Here is an 18,631-nt window from a genome sequence, read left to right as displayed (position 1 = left end):
CTCGCTCACAGCTTCGGCGCAATCTCGTTGATCCAGATAGTCTCCCGCTGCTCCGCACTCAGGTGGCAGGCGGCCCAGTGCCGGCTGCCGACCTCGGTCAGCTCGGGACGGACCGTGCGGGTGACGTTGTCCTTCGGGACGTCGGCGTAGGGGCACCGCGGGTTGAAGGCACAGCCGGACGGGATGTTGATCAGCGAGGGCGGGGAGCCCTTGACCGGGACGAGCCGCTCCTGCTGCTCACGGTCGAGCCGGGGCATCGAGCCCAACAGGCCCCAGGTGTACGGGTGTCGGGGTTCGTAGAACACGTCCTCGGCCGGACCGCGCTCGACGCACCGGCCGCCGTACATCACCAGGATGTCGTCGGCCAGTTCGGCGACGACGCCCAGGTCGTGGGTGATGACGATGACCGCGGAGCCGAACTCCTTCTGCAGGTCCCGGATGAGGTCGAGGATCTGCGCCTGGACGGTCACGTCCAGGGCGGTCGTCGGCTCGTCCGCGATCAGCAGCTCGGGGTTGTTGACCAGCGACATGGCGATCATCGCGCGCTGGCGCATACCGCCGGAGAACTCGTGCGGGTAGCTGTCGATGCGCTTGTCGGGCTGCGGGATGCCCACCCGGTCGAGCATCTCGACCGCGCGACGCTTGGCGGTCTTCTTGTCGACGTTGTGGTGGATCCGGTACGCCTCCACGATCTGCGCGCCGATCGTGTAGTACGGGTGCAGCGCCGAGAGCGGGTCCTGGAAGATCATCGCCATCTGCCGGCCGCGCAGCTTGCGCACGTGGTCAGGGTCGGCGGAGAGCAGCTCGGTGCCGTCCAGCCAGATCTCGCCGGAGATCTGCGCCTTGCGCTTGCCGTACTGGCCGGCGGTGTGCAGGCCCATGATGCCGAGCGAGGTCACCGACTTGCCGGAGCCGGACTCGCCCACGATGCCGAGGGTCTTGCCCTTCTCCAGCGCGAAGCTGAGCCCGTCGACGGACTTGACCAGGCCGTCGTCCGTGGGGAAGTGCACCTTGAGGTCGCGCACTTCGAGGAAGGCGGTGGGCGCGGGAGAGGCGTCCGTGGGTTCGCCCACGGCGGCCCCGCTCTTGCTGAGTTCCGTCATGAGAGCCTCACTCGGGGGTCGATCACGGCGTACAGGATGTCCACCACGAGGTTGGCGAGAAGCACCGCGAGAGAAGTGATCAGGGTGACGCCCAGGATGATGGGCAGGTCCTGGTTACGAATGGCGTCGAGCACCGCGCGGCCGAGGCCGGGCAGGTTGAACGTCGACTCCGTCAGGATGGCGCCGCCGATGAGGGCGCCGAGGTCCATGCCGAGCATGGTCAGGATCGGGGTCATCGTGGAGCGCATGGCGTGCTTGCCGATGACGACCGGTTCGGTCAGGCCCTTCGCGCGGGCCGTGCGGATGTAGTCCTCGCCGAGGATCTCCAGCATGGTGGCGCGGGTGATCCGGGCGTACATCGCCGCGTAGAGGAAGGCGAGCGTGATCCAGGGCAGGATCATGCCGCCGAACCAGCCGCCGACGCTCTGGCTGAGCGGCACGTACTGCGCGTCGATCCATTTCAGCCCGAAGGCGAAGATCGCCAGGCTGAGCAGACCGGTGAAGTAGATGGGGAGGGAGACACCCGCCAGCGCGACGACCATCGCGCCGCGGTCCCAGATGGTGCCCCGCTTGAGGGCGGAGAGCACACCGGCCGCGACACCGAAGACCAGCCACAGGACGGCGGCACCGAGCGCGAGACCCAGGGTCACCGGGAAGCGGTCGGTGAGCACCGGCCAGACGGCCTGCTCGCTGCGGAAGGAGTAGCCGAAGCAGGGGGCGGCGCAGTGCGTGACGTCGCCGCCGCCGGAGTAGGTGCGACCGGCGAAGATGCCCTTGAAGAACTGCCAGACCTGGGAGTAGATCGGGTCGCTCAGGCCCAGCTTCTGCCGTACGGCGTCGACGGCTGCCGGGTCGGCCTGCTTGCCCACGAAGCTCGAGGCGATGTCGACGCCCGCCCACTTGGGGACGAGGAAGAAGATGCCGAAGACCACCATGACGATGACCACGAGCATCACTGCGGCGGCGAACAGCCGCCTGATGAGGTAAGCGAGCACAGCTTACGGCCCGCCGCGGGGCCGCGGGCCACCGGAGATTGTCCGATGGCCCGCGACCACGCCGCGCCGGCCTTCACCTGCCTTTCGTGCCGTACGGCGGGTGTGCCGGGGTTACTTCTTCGGGTTCTTCAGGCCGAGATTGACGAAGTCGTACGTACCGCTGTAGTTGTCCGTCGTGTAGACGTTCGCGAGGTTGTCGCTGCGCCAGTTGATGAACTTCTCGAAGGTGAAGGGCAGGTAGTACGCGCCCTCCATGATCTTGTGGTTGATCTCGGTCGAGATCTTGGTCTTGCCCGCCTCGTCCAGCGTGGTGACGTAGGTGTTGAACAGACCGTCGATCGTCTTGTCGTTGATCAGCGCGAAGTTGTTGTTACCGCTCTGCGCGATGTACTTGCTGTCCCACAGCGGCAGACCGAAGCCCTGGACGGTCGGGAAGTCCGGACCCCAGCCCATGATGATGATGCCGTAGCCCTTCTTCTTCACGTTCGAAGGGCTGCCGATGATGCCGGTGGTCTGCGAACCGTCGAACTGGTCGATCTGCGCGTTGATGCCGATCTTCTTCAGCGACGCCTGGAGCGACTGCGCCGTGGCGACCTCGACCGGCTTGTTGTTGCGCACCGCGATGGTGGTGGAGAAGCCGTTCGGCTTGCCGCACGCCTTCAGGGCCGCCTTGGCCTCGGCGACGTTGCCGTTCTTGTTCGTGCCGGAGATCTTGTACGGGTCGTACTTCTGGCCCTCGGCGCCCGGGACGGACGGCGGCAGCATGTTGGTGCCGATGTCACCACCGGCGACCGGGCCACCGCGCGCGGTCTGCAGCGAGACGTGGTCCGCGCCGAGGATGACGGCCTTGCGGCACTCGACGTTGTTGAACGGCGCCACGCTCTGCGGGAAGGTCGCGTAGCGGATGTAACCCGAGACCGGGTTGTCCAGGTTGGCCTTGTGCTCCTTCAGGGCGGTGGTGCGGCCCTGCGGGGACATGCCGGTCTGGTTGATGTCCAGGTCCAGGTCACCGTTGAGCAGGCGCTGGTCCAGCTGGTTGGCGTCCGAGAAGAACTGGACGGTGATCTTGTCCGGGTAGGCCTTGCGGACCGGGTCCGAGGACTGCTTCCAGTTGGTGTTGCGCACCAGCGTCAGGCTCTTGCCGGGGCTGTACGACTGGAACTTGTACGGGCCGGAGGAGAACGGCTTCAGGCCGTACTTGGACTTGGTGTCCATGTCCTGGCGGACCGGGGAGGCCGAGACCAGACCCAGCACCTCCTGGAAGTCCGAGTTGGGCTTCGGGAGGTGGAAGACGACCGTCTTGTCGTCCGGCGTGGTGATCGCCTTCAGACCGAGCTTGTCCTTGGTCGTGTCCTTGTAGGGACCCTTGTACTCGCCGTTGGGGTCGAGGAAGTCCTTGAGGTACGTCGGGCCGCCGGACAGCACGTCCTGCGCCCACACGCGCTCGATGCCGTACTTCACGTCCTTGGACGTGATCGGCTTGCCGTCCTCCCACGTGATGCCGTCACGCAGGGTGTACGTGTAGGTCTTGCCGCCGTCGGTGACCTTGGCGAGACCGGTGGCGAGGTCCGGGGTGAGCTCGGCGCCGGCCTTGCCCGGCTCCGCCTTGCCCGTGACCAGCTGGCGGCTGTAGTAGCGCGCGAAGTCCCACATGAAGCCGTAGTAGCCACGCGTGGTGTCCCACGAGTCGGCGTCCTGGGCACCGCCGAACTTCAGCGTGCCGCCCTTCTTGACCAGATCGGCCTGGGCGACCTTGTTGTTGGCGGCGTCGAAGCCGGCGGCGCCGGTCTTCGAACCGCTGTTGTCGTCGCTGCCGCCGCCGCACGCCGCCGTGGTCAGCAGTGCGGCGACCGCAGCAGCGGCGGCGAATGCCTTCTTACGCCGCCCTGGAGTGCGCTGGGTAGTCACGATCTCGGATCCTCCGGACTAGATGAGAGACCCCGTGTTGGTGCCACGGGACAGATGAGAGTGGTACGGATGCTCAGCGGGATGCCTTCGGGTCCAGCGCATCCCGCACGCCGTCTCCGAACAGGTTGAAGGCCAGGACGGTGATGAAGATCGCCACACCCGGAACCACCATGTACATGGGGTCGGACTCGTAGTAGTCGATGGCGCTCGACAGCATCTGTCCCCAGGAGGAGGTGGGCGGCTTGACGCCCACGCCCAGGAAGCTCAGCGCGGCCTCGGTGAGGATGTTGGTCGGGATCATCATCGTCGTGTACACGATGATCGGCGCGACCAGGTTGGGCAGCAGCTCCTTGAACAGGATGTAGAACCGCCCGGCGCCCAGCGATCGGGCGGCCTCGACGTACTCGCGCTCACGCATCGAGAGCGTCTGGCCGCGCACCACGCGACCGATGTAGGGCCAGCCGAAGAAGCCGATGACCAGGATCATCACGAAGACGCGCACGTTCGACCCGGACAGGCCCAGCATGTTGTTCGGCATGACGGAGACCAGGGCGATCGTGAACAGCAGCTGCGGGAAGGCCAGCAGGCCGTCCATCACGCGGCTGACGAGCGAGTCGACCCAGCCGCCGAAGAAGCCGGCCAGGATTCCCAGGACGGTACCGAGGACGACGGCGACCAGGGCGGACAGGAAGCCCACCAGGAGCGAGACGCGGGCGCCGTAGAGGATGCGGGCGAAGATGTCGCGGCCGTTGACCGGCTCCACGCCCAGCAGGTGGTCGCCACTGATGCCGCCCAGCGACCCCTTGGGGGTGCCGAACAGCGGGTCGATCAGGTTCTCGTTGTACGCGTCGGGGTCCTGCCCGAGCAGGTGGGTGATGACCGGCGCGAGCAGGGCGAGCAGGATGAGGACGAGCACGACGATGCCGCCCGTCAGAGCGAGCTTGTCCCGCTTCAAGCGCTCCCAGGCGATGCGGCCCAGGGAACGCCCCTGTACCGACTTCGCCCCGGCGCTCACTACCGCCGCTTCCTCGGCCGCGCTGGGGGCCGTATCCGCAGTCGGCTCGTGCAATGGTGCCGTCATCTGGCAGGGACCCCTCTCAACCGGCGGTAGCCGGCCCACACTTGCCGCTGTGGCGGCGTGATCAGTCCGTCGTACATCGGGGCACACGGCCCCTGGTGCGGGAGTCTTCAACGCTTTGGTGATCTGTTGCCAGGGTTGGCGGTGAATGGATGCGCAAACGTGATGCGGTCAGGAGGGTTCCGTTATACGGACACGGGGTAACGCCCCCCGGACGCAGGGCACTTGGGACAGAACGCCGAATCGACGTCATTTTGCGCATCTCGCCGCTATCTACGCGCGAAGAAATGTGTCGTAGACGTAAATCCTGCGGAGAAGCGGAGAAGAGGACTCGCCGGTTCAGTATCCACCACGGACGGGTGGGTATCCGTACCCACCCGCCTGAGCGGGTGCCGCGTGGGCCTCACGGTCGTAGAACGGGCGGGCGTTCGCCCGCAGCCAGAGCGCGACCGGGTCGTACTCGTCGGACATCGCCACCGTCGACACCGGCAGCCCGTCCGGGACCGCGCCGATCGACTGCTGCATCATGCCGCGCACCGAGTCCACGGCCGGCGGGCTGGTGTCGTAGACATCCAGACCGATCGCGAGATACGGCGCTCCGAGCGCGGGCTGCACCCAGGCGCGGCGCAGGGCGCGGACCGCCGGGGTGCGGTGGGCGTTCTGCGTGAGGAGGCCGTAGAACTGGGGGATCTCGATGCCCGGTTCCGACAGACGCAGGGGCCCTGCCGGTTGGCGCTCCAGGCCGGTGGCGATCCGGCGCAGGTCCAGCCAGGGGATGCCGACGCCGCCGCCCGGCGCGTGCGGGTTGAGCCAGAGGCCGAAGTGGTCGGGGTAGAGGGTGCGGGCCACGTCGAGGCCGTCGACCACCTCGTAGGAGCGGTTCCAGCCGCTCGCCGAGAGTTCCTGGGCGGAGGTGACGCAGGGGGCGTAGCCGTACTTGTCGACCTGCATGTTTCCGTACTGGGCGTCCGGGGAGCCGGACTGGCCGTGCCACAGGAGCATCCAGATCTGGCCGGAGTGGGGGGTCGCGAGGGCGCGGAGGAGTGCCTCGTAGGCGTCGTAGCGCCCGGGCGTCACCTGGCGCAGCATGTGCTCGACCTGGCCGGTCGCGGTGTCGCTGGCGCTCACGAGTACCGCTCCTTCTGGTTAGTTGCCCTGCGTTGGAAACAGCTTAAGCGCCCAGTGGGTTGGGGCCTTGTGTGCGTTGGCGAGTGCGGGTGCGTTGTGGCTGAGTGCGCAGTTCCCCGCGCCCCTGGGTGGGTGCCCCTGAGCGAGCTTGCTAGTGACCCTGTGTGTAGAAGGGGCGCACTGTCTGCCTCATCCAGTCCGCCACCGGGTCCTGGGTTACGTCCAGGAGGACCAGGTTGACCTGCCATTGAACGGTGACCTGGCCCAGGGCTCTACCGAGAGCCTCCATCGGGGCCGCTCTCAAGTCGCCGTCCCAGTTGGTCAGTTCTACGCCTACGAACATGACCGGGGCCGCCGTCTCGATGGCGGCGAGGCAGCGGCGGGCCGTGGCGACCACGCCGATCGCGGCGAACTCGGCGGAGGCGGCGGTGAGGAAGTCGACCGGGTCGTCCTGCCAGTCGGGTTCGAAGAGGCGGACGCGGCCGCCGCTGGTGGGGCCGTCGAGGGCGGTGCGGCCGATGCGGCACAGCTCGGCCACCGCGAGGGGCGGGAGCGGGACGCCGACCACGCCGCCCGGGTTCACCGCGAGGCCGACCTGCGGGGGCAGCCCGCGCGCGAACTCCACCGCCGGCGCGATCGTGAACGACAGATGCGAGCCGACGACCTGACGGAACTGTTCCTCGGAGCTGAAGACCGGGACGAACGCCTGCCCCTCGATGTCCAGCGTCGGCAGGTCCAGCGGGCCGCTCTGCGGGCCGCCGCCGCTGGGGAGCGGGACCCAGACGAAGCTGCGGCCGAGCACCTCGACGATCCGGCCGCCGGCCGAGGGCATGCCGAGGGACGCCGAGAGCACCTCCTCCAGTTCGTTGCCCGGCCATCCGCCGTGCGGATGCGGGTGGGGGTACGCCTGTCCGGGGAAGTCCGCCGGGAAGTCCATCTACCTACCGCCTGCTGGTCAAACCGCCTGCTGTAACCCTGCTGTGGCTGAAAAGGCTAGCGGCTCAGTCGGCGAAGTCGATCCGGCGCAGCACGTCCGCCGCGTCCCGGTCCAGGAGGACCGCCGAGCCCACTCCGTGCGGCAGTTCGCCGCGCTCGACCGCGCGCAGCAGACGGGCGGCGGCCCTGCGGTGGCGCAGGAACGCATAGCGCGAGACTCCGCGGCCTCGCTCGCGCTGACCGTCGAGCGCGAGGTCCGGGCTGACGTCGAGGAACACCAGGTGCAGCGTGCCGCCCCGGCGCCCGGCGGCCCGGGCCAGCCAGCCGCGCACCCAGGTCTGCGTACCGCAGTCGTGCACGACGGCTCCGGACGCGGAGCGCAGCGCGCGGTGCAGCCCGGCGTAGTGGGCGAGGCGGACCAGGGGGCGGTAGATCGCGTACGGGAGGAGGCCGGCGAGGCTGGGGACTCGGGATATACGGGCTTCCCAGCGGTCGCGGGTGTCCTGGCTGTCGACGCGGACGCCATCGCCGCCCGGCACCGCGCGGCGCATCAGCGTGGACTTGCCGCTGCCGGGCAGGCCGGTGACGACGACCAGGTCACGGGGGCCGAAGCGGAGTCCGTGCGGGCTGTGGCCGGCGCGCTCGCGCAGGTCGCGGACTGTCGGTACGGGGCGGGCGGGGCATGCCTCCCTGGCCGAGGCCGAGGGCTGCTTGGGCAGCGCTACGGCCGAGGTCGTGGCGTACACCGTGGTCCTTGTCACCGTGATCGTCCTCCCTGCGGGGTCAGGAAAGGTTCTCCCCACTGAACGTAAAGAGAAGGTAATGCACGGTGTCTCGCGGTTCCGTTCGCGTCCGGCCACAGGCCTGTTACAAAGCCTGTGCGATGATGTGCCCGCCTAACTGCATACCGGCCGCTTGAATCCGCGCGGGAGAGTCCCCAGCCAGCTTTCGCTGGGGCGCCGAAGGAGCAAGTCCCTCCCTTGAATCTCTCAGGCCCCGTTACCGCGCGGGCGAGGCACATCTGAAAAGCGGACCGCCGGCGACGGTGGTCCCACCCAAGGTGCAACCCATGTCCCGCGTGCGGTCATGGCGAACCTCTCAGGTCCCGATGACAGATGGGGAGGAACGACCTCGCCGTCATGCCTTGGGAGACCGACCGATGAGCAGTACCGCCACCCCTGAGAAGCGCCGCACCGCGCTCGACGCGCTGCACCGCTCGCTCGGTGCGACGATGACCGACTTCGCCGGCTGGGACATGCCGCTGCGCTACGGCTCCGAGCGCGACGAACACCTCGCCGTCCGCACGAAGGCCGGCCTCTTCGACCTCTCCCACATGGGCGAGATCACCGTCACCGGACCGCAGGCGGCCCAACTCCTCAACTACGCCCTCGTCGGCAACATCGGCTCCGTGGGCCTCGGCCGCGCCCGCTACACCATGATCTGCCGGGCCGACGGCGGCATCCTGGACGACCTGATCGTCTACCGGCTGGCCGAGACGGAATACATGGTGGTGGCCAACGCCTCCAACGCCCAGGTCGTGCTGGACGCACTCGTCGAGCGTGCCGAGGGCTTCGACGCGCTCGTCCGCGACGACCGTGACGCGTACGCGCTGCTCGCCGTCCAGGGCCCCGAGTCCCCCGGCATCCTCAAGTCGCTCACCGACGCCGACCTCGACGGCCTCAAGTACTACGCCGGTCTGCCCGGCACGGTCGCGGGCGTCCCCGCGCTGATCGCCCGCACCGGCTACACCGGCGAGGACGGCTTCGAGCTGTTCGTCTCCCCCGGTGACGCGGAGAAGCTGTGGCTGGCGCTGACCGAGGCCGGGGCGTCGGTCGGGCTGATCCCGTGCGGGCTGTCGTGCCGCGACACCCTGCGCCTGGAGGCCGGGATGCCGCTGTACGGGCATGAGCTGAGCACGGAGCTGACCCCCTTCGACGCCGGGCTCGGCCGGGTCGTGAAGTTCGAGAAGGACGGCGACTTCGTCGGGCGCGGCGCCCTGGAGGCCGCCGCCGAGCGCGCCGCCTCGCAGCCGCCGCGCGTCCTCGTCGGGCTCGTCGCCGAGGGCCGCCGGGTCCCGCGCGCCGGGTACCCCGTCGTCGCCGACGGCCAGGTGATCGGCGAGGTCACCTCCGGCGCCCCCTCCCCCACGCTGGGCAGGCCCATCGCCATGGCCTACGTCGACGCCGCGCACTCGGCGCCGGGTACGACCGGTGTCGGCGTGGACATCCGGGGCAGTCACGAGCCGTACGAGGTCGTGGCACTGCCGTTCTACAAGCGCGAGAAGTGACAGTCGTCGTAGCGTCACGTCTGTGACCCGGGGCGGATCGCCCCTGCCTGTCGATGTCCTCCGTAGTCCCCCATTCATCAGCACTCCCCCGCGTACAGGAGAATTCAGGCCATGAGCAACCCCCAGCAGCTGCGCTACAGCAAGGAGCACGAGTGGCTGTCGGTCGCCGAGGACGGCGTCTCGACGGTCGGCATCACCGAGTTCGCGGCCAACGCGCTCGGCGATGTCGTCTACGCCCAGCTCCCCGATGTCGGCTCCACGGTGACCGCGGGCGAGTCCTGCGGTGAGCTGGAGTCGACCAAGTCGGTGTCCGACCTGTACTCGCCCGTCGGCGGCGAGGTCACCGAGATCAACGAGGACGTCGTGAACGACCCGTCCCTGGTGAACTCGGCGCCCTTCGAGGGGGGTTGGCTGTTCAAGGTGCGTGTCGCGGAGGAGCCGGGCGACCTGCTCTCCGCCGACGAGTACACCGCGTTTTCCGCCGGCTGAGGAGTCGTACACCCATATGTCTGTAATGAACACGCCCCTGCACGAGCTCGACCCGGACATCGCCGCGGCCGTCGACGCCGAGCTGCGCCGGCAGCAGTCCACGCTGGAGATGATCGCCTCGGAGAACTTCGCTCCGGTCGCGGTCTTGGAGGCGCAGGGCTCGGTCCTCACCAACAAGTACGCGGAGGGGTACCCGGGCCGTCGTTACTACGGCGGCTGCGAGCACGTCGACGTGGCCGAGCAGATCGCGATCGACCGGGTCAAGGAGCTGTTCGGCGCCGAGTACGCCAATGTGCAGCCGCACTCGGGCGCCTCCGCGAACCAGGCCGCGCTGTTCGCGCTGGCCCAGCCCGGCGACACGATCCTCGGCCTGGACCTGGCGCACGGGGGTCACCTGACCCACGGGATGCGGCTGAACTTCTCCGGCAAGCAGTTCAACGTGGTCGCGTACCACGTGGACGCCACCACCGGTCTGGTCGACATGGCCGAGCTGGAGAAGCTCGCCAAGGAGCACCGGCCGAAGGTCATCATCGCGGGCTGGTCCGCGTACCCGCGCCAGCTGGACTTCGCCGAGTTCCGCCGGATCGCGGACGAGGTCGAGGCCTTCCTGTGGGTCGACATGGCGCACTTCGCGGGCCTGGTCGCGGCGGGGCTGCACCCCAACCCCGTGCCGTACGCGGATGTCGTCACGTCCACGACCCACAAGACGCTGGGCGGCCCGCGCGGCGGCATCATCCTGGCGAAGAAGGAGTTCGCGAAGAAGCTGAACTCCTCCGTCTTCCCCGGCTTCCAGGGCGGTCCGCTGGAGCATGTGATCGCCGCGAAGGCGGTCTCCTTCAAGGTCGCGGCCGGCGAGGACTTCAAGGAGCGGCAGCGGCGTACCGTGGAGGGTGCGCGGCTGCTGGCCGAGCGCCTGGTGCGGGACGACGTGAAGGCCGTAGGGGTCGACGTGCTGTCCGGTGGTACGGACGTGCACCTGGTCCTGGTCGACCTGCGCACCTCCGAGCTGGACGGTCAGCAGGCCGAGGACCGGCTCCACGAGGTCGGCATCACGGTCAACCGGAACGCCGTCCCGAACGACCCGCGGCCCCCGATGGTGACGTCCGGCCTGCGCATCGGTACGCCGGCGCTGGCGACCCGCGGCTTCACGGCCGAGGACTTCGCCGAGGTCGCGGATGTCATCGCGGAGACGCTGAAGGCGCCCTCTCCCTTCGGGGAGGCCGACGTGGCTGCGCTCAAGGCCCGCGTGACCGCGCTGGCGGAGAAGTACCCGCTGTATCCCGGGCTGTAGTTCGGCCCACCGGGCGGCAGTCGCCGTCGGGGACACCGGCGCACACTGGGAGGTGCGCGCCGGTGTCCCGCCCGCCCGTCGCCCACCACCACCCTGTTCGAAGCGCTTCGCGCCCCTTGATCCTGCACCACCCCGCACGTCCTGCGTTCTGAGGAGTCACCGTGGCCATCTCGGTCTTCGACCTGTTCTCGATCGGCATCGGCCCGTCCAGCTCCCACACGGTCGGCCCGCTGCGGGCGGCCCGCATGTTCGCGCGCCGGCTGCGCAACGAGGACCTGCTGGACTCCGTCGCCTCCGTCCGCACCGAGCTCTACGGCTCCCTCGGCGCGACCGGCCACGGGCACGGCACCCCGAAGGCGGTGCTGCTCGGCCTGGAGGGCGAGTCGCCGCGCACGGTGGACGTGGAGAAGGCGGACGAGCGGGTCGAGCAGATCAAGGAGGCCGGGCGCATCCGGCTGCTGGGGGAACACGAGATCCCGTTCGACTTCGACGCCGACCTGAAACTGCACCGCCGAAAAACCCTCCCATACCACGCGAACGGCATGACCCTGTGGGCGTACGACGCGGCGGGCGAGGAGCTGTTGTCGAAGACGTACTACTCGGTGGGCGGCGGTTTCGTCGTCGACGAGGAAGCGGTCGGCGCGGATCGGATCAAGTTGGACGACACGGTCCTCAAGTACCCGTTCCGCACGGGCGACGAGCTGCTGCGGCTGACGCAGGAGACGGGCCTGTCGATCTCCGCGCTGATGCTGGAGAACGAGCGCGCCTGGCGCACGGAGGAGGAGATCCGGGCCGGGCTGCTGGAGATCTGGGGCGTGATGCGGGCGTGTGTCTCGCGGGGCATGTCGCGGGAGGGCATCCTGCCGGGCGGCCTCCGGGTCCGACGCAGGGCGGCCATGTCCGCACGTCAACTCCGGGCGGAGGGCGACCCGTTGGCGCACGCGATGGAGTGGATCACGCTCTACGCGATGGCGGTGAACGAGGAGAACGCGGCGGGCGGCCGCGTGGTGACGGCCCCGACGAACGGCGCGGCCGGCATCATCCCGGCGGTCCTGCACTACTACATCAACTTCGTGCCGGGCGCCGACGAGGAGGGCGTGGTCCGCTTCATGCTCTCCGCCGGCGCCATCGGCATGCTCTTCAAGGAGAACGCCTCCATCTCCGGCGCCGAGGTCGGCTGCCAGGGCGAGGTCGGGTCGGCGTGTTCCATGGCGGCGGGCGCGCTGGCGGAGGTCCTCGGCGGCTCCCCGGAACAGGTCGAGAACGCGGCCGAGATCGGCATGGAACACAACCTCGGCCTCACGTGCGACCCCGTCGGCGGCCTCGTCCAGATCCCGTGCATCGAACGCAACGGCATGGCCGCGGTGAAGGCGGTGACCGCGGCGCGGATGGCGATGCGGGGGGACGGTTCGCACAAGGTGTCCCTCGACAAGGTCATCAAGACGATGAAGGAGACGGGGGCGGACATGAGCGTGAAGTACAAGGAGACGGCCCGGGGCGGGCTCGCGGTGAACATCATCGAGTGCTGACGGGCTGAGGACCCGGTCGAGGGCTGTCGTGGGTGGCGAATGCTTCCGCTACGGCGGTCAGGTAGCCCGGGACGCGCAGGAGGAAGGCGTCGTGGCCGGCCTCCGACGTGATGTCGCGGTGATGGGTCAGCGGCAGCCCGAGTGTCGACAGGTGGGTCATCAGGTGGTCGGTGTCCGTCGCGGCGAAGAGGCGGTCCGACGCGAAGCTGAAGACCTGGACCGTGGGGCGGCGGTCTTCCGGCGGGAGTGGGGCCGTGGGGCGGGCGAAGGCGTCGTAGTGGTCCATGGCTGCCGTGAGGTGCAGGTAGCTGTTGGCGTCGAAGCGGGTGACGAAGGTGCGGGCCTGGTGTTCCAGGTAACGCTCCACCGCGTAGGGGCCGTAGGCCGGGTCGGCCGCGGGCGCGAGGGGCTGGTGACGGCGGGCGAATTTGGTGTCCAGGGATTTCGGGGACATGTACGTCAGGTGCGCGATCATCCTGGCGACGCCCAAGCCCTCGACGGGGCCGCGCGCGTCCGGGTGTTCGGGGTAGCGGCCTGCGGCGAAGGCGGGGTCGGCGCGGATGGCGGCTCTGCCTGCCGCGTGGGCAGCGAGGGCGTCCGTGGAGAGGCGGGCGCCGGTGGCGATGAGGAGGAATTGGCGGGCGTCGCCGGGGTGGCGCAGCAGCCACTCCAGGGCCTGCATACCGCCCAGTGATCCGCCGACCACCGCGTGCAGGCCGGTGCTGCCCAGGTGAACCAGGAGGCGCCGGTGGACCGTCACCATGTCGCCCACCGTGATCGCGGGGAAGTCCGCGGCGAGGGGCCGGCCAGTCGGGTCCGGGGTCCAGGGGCCGGTGGTGCCCGCGCAGCCGCCGAGGACGTTGGCGCAGACGACGTGCAGGTGGTTCGTGTCGATCGGGCGTCCGGGGCCGACCATCTCCTCCCACCAGCCGGGGATGTCGTCCGGACTGTGCCGGGTGACATGGGAATTGCCGGTGAGGGCGTGGCAGACGAACACCGTGTTCGGCCGGTGCGGGTCAGGGTGTCCGAACTCCTCGTAGGCGACCCGGACTTGGGAGAGGATGCCGCCCTTCTCCAGCCGTAGCGGGCGGTCGGGAGGGAAGAGGGTGGCGGTGCGCTGGTGGCGGCTCGCGGGGGCAGGGAATCCGTTCATCGGCGGCCTCCGACGGTCGGCTTGGCGTTCCCCTGCGGGGTGGGCCCGACTGCCGTACGCCCAAGCCCAGTTCGCCCGATCGCCCGGTCTGCCGCCGCCGCGCCGAAGCCCTCGAAGACACGGCGGGACACTGCGTCCGTGGCCGCGTACCACTCGGGGTGCCACTGGACGCCGAGGGCGAAGGTCTGGGCGCGGTGCACCGACACGGCCTCCAGTACGCCGTCGGGGGCCACCGCCTCTGCCCTTAAGCCGGGGGCGAGGCGGTCGATCGCCTGGCCGTGCAGGGAGTTGACCCGGGTGCGTTCGGTGCCGAGGAGTTGGTGCAGCGGGCCGCCGGGGGTGATCCGTATCTCGTGGGCGGGCAGGTACTGCTGGGCTCTGGGGAGGGCGAGGTCCTCCCGGTGTGGCGCCGTAGGGCCCAGGTCGCGCAGTGTGCCGCCGTATGCCACGTTCATCTCCTGGAGGCCCCGGCAGATCCCGAGCAGCGGGAGCCCGGCGGCCACCGCGCGCGGCGCCATCGACAGGGCGAGTGCGTCGCGGTCGGGGTCGTAGGGGCCCGGCGCGGGTGGGCCGGCGTAGTGGGCGGGGGCGACGTTGCTCTCGTGGCCGCCCAGGACCAGGCCGTCGAAACGGCTCAGCGTCTCGTCGGGCAGGCCGTCGGGGCCCGGCAGCAGTACCACCGAGCAGTCGGCGACCTGTTCCAGCGCGGTGACGTACGCGCGGCGGACCGCGGCGTGCGGTACACCGTCCCAGGTCTCGGTGGAGCAGGCGAGCGCGACGAGCGGACGGTTCATGATGCCCCGAGTGCCCTTTCGAGATCGGCGAGCAGGTCGTCGATGTCCTCGATGCCCACGGCCAGACGGATCGAGCCCTGGGTGACCCCGGCGGCCAGTTGGTCGGCCTCGGGGAGCTGGGCGTGGGTGGTGGAGGCGGGGTGGGTGGCGAGTGACCGGACGTCACCGATGTTGGTGACATGGGAGATCAGCCGGAGCGCCTCGATGAAACGGCAGCCGGCCTCCCGGCCTCCGGTGAGTTCGAACTGCACCAACGGCCCGCCGTTGTCCCCGAGATAGCGCTCGGTCAGCCGTGCCTCGTCGCCGGTGGCGAGCCCGGGGTAGCGGACCGACGCGACACGCGGGTGCTCCTGGAGGTGGGCCGCGACCCGGCGGGCGTTCTCGCCGTGCGCACGCATCCGCAACGGCAGTGTCTCCAGGCCCTGGAGCAGCAGCCACGCGTTGAACGGACTTAGGCAGGGCCCGAGATCGCGCAGCAGCGTCTCACGGGCCTTGAGGAGATAGGGACTTCGGCCGAGCGGGCTGTCGAGGTCGAGTCCGGTGCGGGTCCAGACGACACCGCCGTGCGCCGCGTCCGGGGTGGTGAGGAGGGGGTGCCTGTCGGCGTGGGCGTCCCAGTCGAAGCGACCGCTGTCCAGGATGAGGCCGCCGAGCGTCGAACCGTGGCCGCCGATGTACTTGGTCGCCGAGTAGACGACGATGTGGGCGCCGTGCTCGATCGGCCTGCAGACGTACGGCAGCATCGTGTTGTCGAGGACCAGCGGTACGCCGAGGCCTTCCGCGAGTTCGGCGACCTCCTCGACGGGGAAGATCCGCAGCTTCGGGTTGGGCATGGTCTCGCCGAAGAAGCAGCGGGTCCGGTCGTCGCTCGCCTCCGTGAAGTTCTTGGGGTTGCCGGGGCTGACGAACCGCACCTCGATGCCGAACCGGGCGAAGGTGTTCGCGAGCAGGTTCCAGGTGCCGCCGTACAGCTCGTCGGAGCTGACGATGTTGTCGCCGGCCTGGCAGAGATCGAGCAGGGCGAGGGCGATGGCGGCCTGCCCGGAGGCTACGGCGAGACCGGCCGCGGCACCGTCCACCGCGGCCATGCGCTCCTCCAGCACGTCACACGTCGGGTTGTTGAGGCGGGAGTAGGCGTGACCGTCCTGCTGGAGGTCGAATATCCCGGCTGCCGCGGCGGCACTGGGGAGTTCGAAGGCGGCGGTCTGGAAGATCGGCGTGACGACCGGCGGGGTGATGCCGAGGCGCCATTCGTAACCGCCGTGAATGCTGGCGGACCGCGCGGTGCGGAACGCCTTTCCGGCGGGGCGGGCAGAGGGTACGGAGATGTCGTGGTCCGGCATCAGTGGTCTCCTACGGAGTGGTCGAGGTGCGGGCACGCCGTGCCGTACCGCTGAGCACGGCCAACAACAGGACGGTGAGCAGCAGTTCGGCGGCGGGGCCCCGGTGGAAGGCGCGGTGGAAGGCCGCGATGGGCAGGCGTACGGCCACGACGAGCACGGCGACCGCGCACCAGACGGCCAGGTCGTCACCGAGCACGAACTCCCGGAGCGCGCGGAGACGAGTGGCGGGGGCGTCGCCGTCCGGTACCGGTGCGGGAGGTCCCTTCCGCCGGGCGAGGGCAAGGACGAACAGACCTGCCATGGGCAGGAGGAGCGCGGGCAGGACACCAACTGCGCCCGCGGTTACGGCTGTTACTCCGGCGGCGGTCAAGAGCACCGCTACCGCGGCCTTGACAGGACGCTCCGGCAGCCCGCCGGCAGGCCGGTGCCGGATCATTCCGGGAGCGATGACCGCGACCACGAACAGCAGGGCCGACGCCGGAAGCCACGCGCGGGGAACCGCCGCTGCGGCAACCGCCGTTGTCACTACGAGCACTTCGGCGCCGGCGCGGAGGAGAGCACCGGCCGTCTCGGTACGGGCGGGGGCACGGGCAGGAGTGCGGAGGGAGGTACGGACGGGAGTGTGGGCCAAAGACGTGGGGTGCGTCGAAGACGTGGGGCCAACTCCCCCGCCCCCAGCGCCCATTCGCAGTCGCACCCCCTCGAACACCACCCCCTCGTCCCGTCCCGCCACCACTCCCGACTCCCGCCGCGCGGCCCACACCAGCCACTGCAGCCCAGCCGCCAACAACACGACAGCGCCGACCAGTTGAGCCCAGCCTCGGGGCAGTACGACGAGTACCCCCGCAGCCGCGCCCGCCAGGGCGACCAGCCCCAGGCCGGGCAGCACCGCCGCACGGAGCACCGCGCCGCGCCCCCGCGAAGCGGCCACGGCAGCCACCCGCGTCCGCGCCTCCCGTCCCTCGACCGCGACGAGCATCCCCACCGCGGCAAGGCCCACCCCCGCGACCGGAGTCATCCCACGCCGCCCGTCCGCACCAACGCCCCGCCGCCCCGGACCGGTTGACGGGCGAACCAGTACCCGACGGCCGGTTCCAGGAACTCCGTCCACGGCGGGCAGGGCCGCACCGTCCCCGTCGGCGGCAGGACCCGGTCGTCCTCGAAGTACGGCCGGTACACGCCGATCAGCCGGTCGAGGAACGCCTTGGGCGGCATCGGTATCCCCCGCACCTGCCACGCGTCGAGGGACCGGCGCAGGAACTCCCAGCGGCGGAACGGCACCAGGGTCAGCTCCCGTACGGGGGGTCGTTCCGCGTGCACCCTTGCCTGGTTGAGCGCGGCCACCGCCCCGCCGACCAGCTCCTCCAACCGGGGCGCGGACTGCCCCGAGGACGCCACGACATCCGCCTCCGGGCCGTCGCCGTGCGCCAACCGGCCCAGCAGCGCGGCCAGTTCGGCCGCGACCCAGTCCACGGGGACGATGTCGATCCGGCGGTCGCGGCCACCCGGCAGCAGCGGCGGCTCGTGCCGGTCGATCAGTCCGAGGAGGGGGTAGATGCCGTGGAAGCGGCTGATCGCGCCAGTGCGGCTGTGTCCGACGACGAGGCTGCACGAGAACACGACCGGCCGCAGGTCGCCGTAGTCGGATCGCAGCAGCCGCTCCGCCTCCGCCTTCGTGGCCTCGTACGTGTTGCGGTACTCCCACCCCTCGACCGCCGTATACGCGGAGGAGACATACACGAACCGTGTGTCGCCGCCGAGCGCACGGGCCAGTTCGGCGACGTTCCGGGTGACCTCCACATTGCCGCGCCGGGCGCCTTCCAGGGACGCCGTCCAGCTGACGTTCGCCGCCGCGTGGACGACCAACGTCCGCTCCGCCGGGCCGAGTTCACCGGCCACGGACAGGGTCGCCGGGCCGTCGGTGAGGTCGCGGACGACCGGCCTGATCCGGGTCCGTACCGCCTCGGAGGACCGCTCCCAGAACGCGTCGCGGGAGCGTTCGCCGCTGAAGACGCCGACCACCTCGGCCCAGGGCGGGGCCGCCGCCAGCGCGTCGGCCAGTCCGCTGCCGACCGCGCCGCCGATCCCGGTGACCAGCAGCCGTACGGCGGCCCCGGCGTTCACGGCCGTCACTGCGACACCGGTGACGGGCGGCGGTCGCGGATCGCGGCCAGCATGCTGCGGGAGTTGGACTCGATGGCCTGGATCCCGATCGGGTCCAGGACCTCGGCCAGGGAGGGAATACCGATGTCGAACTCAATCTCAAGAACGACCCGGACTCCCGTCCCCGTCTCCTGCAACTCCCAGTATCCACGGAAGACTTCGAGGTCCCCGTCGGTCTGGTCGAAGTCGATCCGGCGCATCGGGGTGAAGACGTCTCGCTCGTCCCAGGTCAGCTCGCTGCCGTTGAGCAGGACCCGCCAGGAGCTGAGCGCGGTGTCGTGGCCGCGTTCCAGGAAACGGATGCCGAGGACGTCGTCCATGTATCCCGCGTGTGCCTCGAAATCGCACAGCACGGTCCACACGTGCTCCAGCGGAGCGTCGTCGATCTCTACCTCGGTACGGACTACGGGCACGGTGCGGCCCCTCTCGGCGAG

Annotated in this window: 17 protein-coding genes and 2 riboswitches; of the genes, 4 read left to right on the top strand and 13 right to left on the bottom strand. The window is 69.9% G+C overall.

Going from position 1 to position 18,631, the window contains the following annotated elements:
• Positions 1-5: 5 nt before the first annotated feature.
• The 7 genes from SPR02S_RS18785 to SPR02S_RS18755 all read right to left on the bottom strand — a co-directional run bounded on the left by SPR02S_RS18785 (position 6) and on the right by SPR02S_RS18755 (position 7,915).
• Positions 6-1,103, bottom strand: a complete 1,098-nt coding sequence (locus SPR02S_RS18785; RefSeq protein ID WP_019058537.1) for an ABC transporter ATP-binding protein — start codon at positions 1,101-1,103, stop codon at positions 6-8.
• Positions 1,100-2,098 (bottom strand): ABC transporter permease, encoded by a 999-nt coding sequence (locus SPR02S_RS18780; protein WP_019058536.1) that lies wholly within the window; start codon positions 2,096-2,098, stop codon positions 1,100-1,102. The genes SPR02S_RS18785 and SPR02S_RS18780 overlap by 4 nt, the downstream gene beginning before the upstream one ends.
• A 111-nt stretch (positions 2,099-2,209) precedes the next feature.
• The gene (locus SPR02S_RS18775) at positions 2,210-4,006 is read right to left on the bottom strand and encodes an ABC transporter substrate-binding protein (RefSeq protein WP_019058535.1); all 1,797 of its coding nucleotides are present in this window, start codon (positions 4,004-4,006) and stop codon (positions 2,210-2,212) included.
• A gap of 73 nt (positions 4,007-4,079) precedes the next feature.
• The gene (locus tag SPR02S_RS18770) at positions 4,080-5,087 is read right to left on the bottom strand and encodes an ABC transporter permease (RefSeq protein WP_026150680.1); all 1,008 of its coding nucleotides are present in this window, start codon (positions 5,085-5,087) and stop codon (positions 4,080-4,082) included.
• Between the two features lie 336 nt (positions 5,088-5,423).
• Positions 5,424-6,212, bottom strand: coding sequence for an enhanced serine sensitivity protein SseB C-terminal domain-containing protein (locus tag SPR02S_RS18765; RefSeq protein WP_019058533.1), 789 nt, complete (start codon positions 6,210-6,212; stop codon positions 5,424-5,426).
• 151 nt (positions 6,213-6,363) lie between these two features.
• On the bottom strand, positions 6,364-7,149 hold the full coding sequence (locus tag SPR02S_RS18760; RefSeq protein WP_019058532.1) for an enhanced serine sensitivity protein SseB: 786 nt from the start codon (positions 7,147-7,149) through the stop codon (positions 6,364-6,366).
• 64 nt (positions 7,150-7,213) lie between these two features.
• Complete coding sequence (locus tag SPR02S_RS18755) at positions 7,214-7,915, bottom strand: AAA family ATPase (protein WP_043258363.1); 702 nt, start codon at positions 7,913-7,915, stop codon at positions 7,214-7,216.
• 149 nt (positions 7,916-8,064) lie between these two features.
• A riboswitch (glycine riboswitch) is annotated at positions 8,065-8,163 on the top strand.
• Positions 8,164-8,273, top strand: a riboswitch (glycine riboswitch).
• A 34-nt stretch (positions 8,274-8,307) separates the two neighbouring features.
• On the opposite strand from SPR02S_RS18755, the gene gcvT reads away from it, so the two are divergent.
• The 4 genes from gcvT to SPR02S_RS18735 all read left to right on the top strand — a co-directional run bounded on the left by gcvT (position 8,308) and on the right by SPR02S_RS18735 (position 12,744).
• Positions 8,308-9,435 (top strand): glycine cleavage system aminomethyltransferase GcvT, encoded by a 1,128-nt coding sequence (gene gcvT, locus SPR02S_RS18750; protein ID WP_019058530.1) that lies wholly within the window; start codon positions 8,308-8,310, stop codon positions 9,433-9,435.
• A gap of 111 nt (positions 9,436-9,546) precedes the next feature.
• Positions 9,547-9,924: a glycine cleavage system protein GcvH gene (gene gcvH / locus SPR02S_RS18745; protein WP_019058529.1), complete on the top strand. Its 378-nt coding sequence runs from the start codon at positions 9,547-9,549 to the stop codon at positions 9,922-9,924.
• Positions 9,925-9,940: 16 nt separating this feature from the next.
• Positions 9,941-11,215, top strand: coding sequence for a serine hydroxymethyltransferase (gene glyA / locus SPR02S_RS18740; protein WP_026150678.1), 1,275 nt, complete (start codon positions 9,941-9,943; stop codon positions 11,213-11,215).
• A gap of 161 nt (positions 11,216-11,376) precedes the next feature.
• The gene (locus SPR02S_RS18735; protein WP_019058527.1) at positions 11,377-12,744 is read left to right on the top strand and encodes an L-serine ammonia-lyase; all 1,368 of its coding nucleotides are present in this window, start codon (positions 11,377-11,379) and stop codon (positions 12,742-12,744) included.
• On the opposite strand, the gene metX is transcribed toward SPR02S_RS18735, so the two are convergent.
• From metX to SPR02S_RS18705, 6 genes are read right to left on the bottom strand one after another with little or no spacing between them, the layout of a single operon-like run.
• Positions 12,731-13,897: a homoserine O-acetyltransferase MetX gene (gene metX / locus SPR02S_RS55940; RefSeq protein ID WP_019058526.1), complete on the bottom strand. Its 1,167-nt coding sequence runs from the start codon at positions 13,895-13,897 to the stop codon at positions 12,731-12,733. The two genes, SPR02S_RS18735 and metX, sit on opposite strands and share 14 nt — an antisense overlap.
• Positions 13,894-14,691, bottom strand: coding sequence for a gamma-glutamyl-gamma-aminobutyrate hydrolase family protein (locus tag SPR02S_RS18725; protein WP_019058525.1), 798 nt, complete (start codon positions 14,689-14,691; stop codon positions 13,894-13,896). Before SPR02S_RS18725 ends, metX begins: the two co-directional genes overlap by 4 nt.
• Positions 14,688-16,034 carry an O-acetylhomoserine aminocarboxypropyltransferase/cysteine synthase family protein gene (locus SPR02S_RS18720; RefSeq protein WP_019058524.1) on the bottom strand — a complete coding sequence of 449 codons (1,347 nt, stop codon included), beginning with the start codon at positions 16,032-16,034 and terminating at the stop codon, positions 14,688-14,690. Before SPR02S_RS18720 ends, SPR02S_RS18725 begins: the two co-directional genes overlap by 4 nt.
• A gap of 10 nt (positions 16,035-16,044) precedes the next feature.
• Complete coding sequence (locus SPR02S_RS18715) at positions 16,045-17,052, bottom strand: hypothetical protein (RefSeq protein ID WP_019058523.1); 1,008 nt, start codon at positions 17,050-17,052, stop codon at positions 16,045-16,047.
• Positions 17,049-18,167: an SDR family oxidoreductase gene (locus SPR02S_RS58970; RefSeq protein ID WP_019058522.1), complete on the bottom strand. Its 1,119-nt coding sequence runs from the start codon at positions 18,165-18,167 to the stop codon at positions 17,049-17,051. Before SPR02S_RS58970 ends, SPR02S_RS18715 begins: the two co-directional genes overlap by 4 nt.
• Positions 18,164-18,610 carry a type II toxin-antitoxin system RatA family toxin gene (locus tag SPR02S_RS18705; protein WP_019058521.1) on the bottom strand — a complete coding sequence of 149 codons (447 nt, stop codon included), beginning with the start codon at positions 18,608-18,610 and terminating at the stop codon, positions 18,164-18,166. The genes SPR02S_RS58970 and SPR02S_RS18705 overlap by 4 nt, the downstream gene beginning before the upstream one ends.
• Positions 18,611-18,631 lie beyond the last annotated feature (21 nt).

This window comes from Streptomyces prunicolor NBRC 13075, assembly GCF_000367365.1.
In the GTDB taxonomy this organism is placed as follows: Bacteria; Actinomycetota; Actinomycetes; order Streptomycetales; family Streptomycetaceae; genus Streptomyces; species Streptomyces prunicolor.
This window is presented reverse-complemented; position numbering and strand designations above follow the sequence as displayed.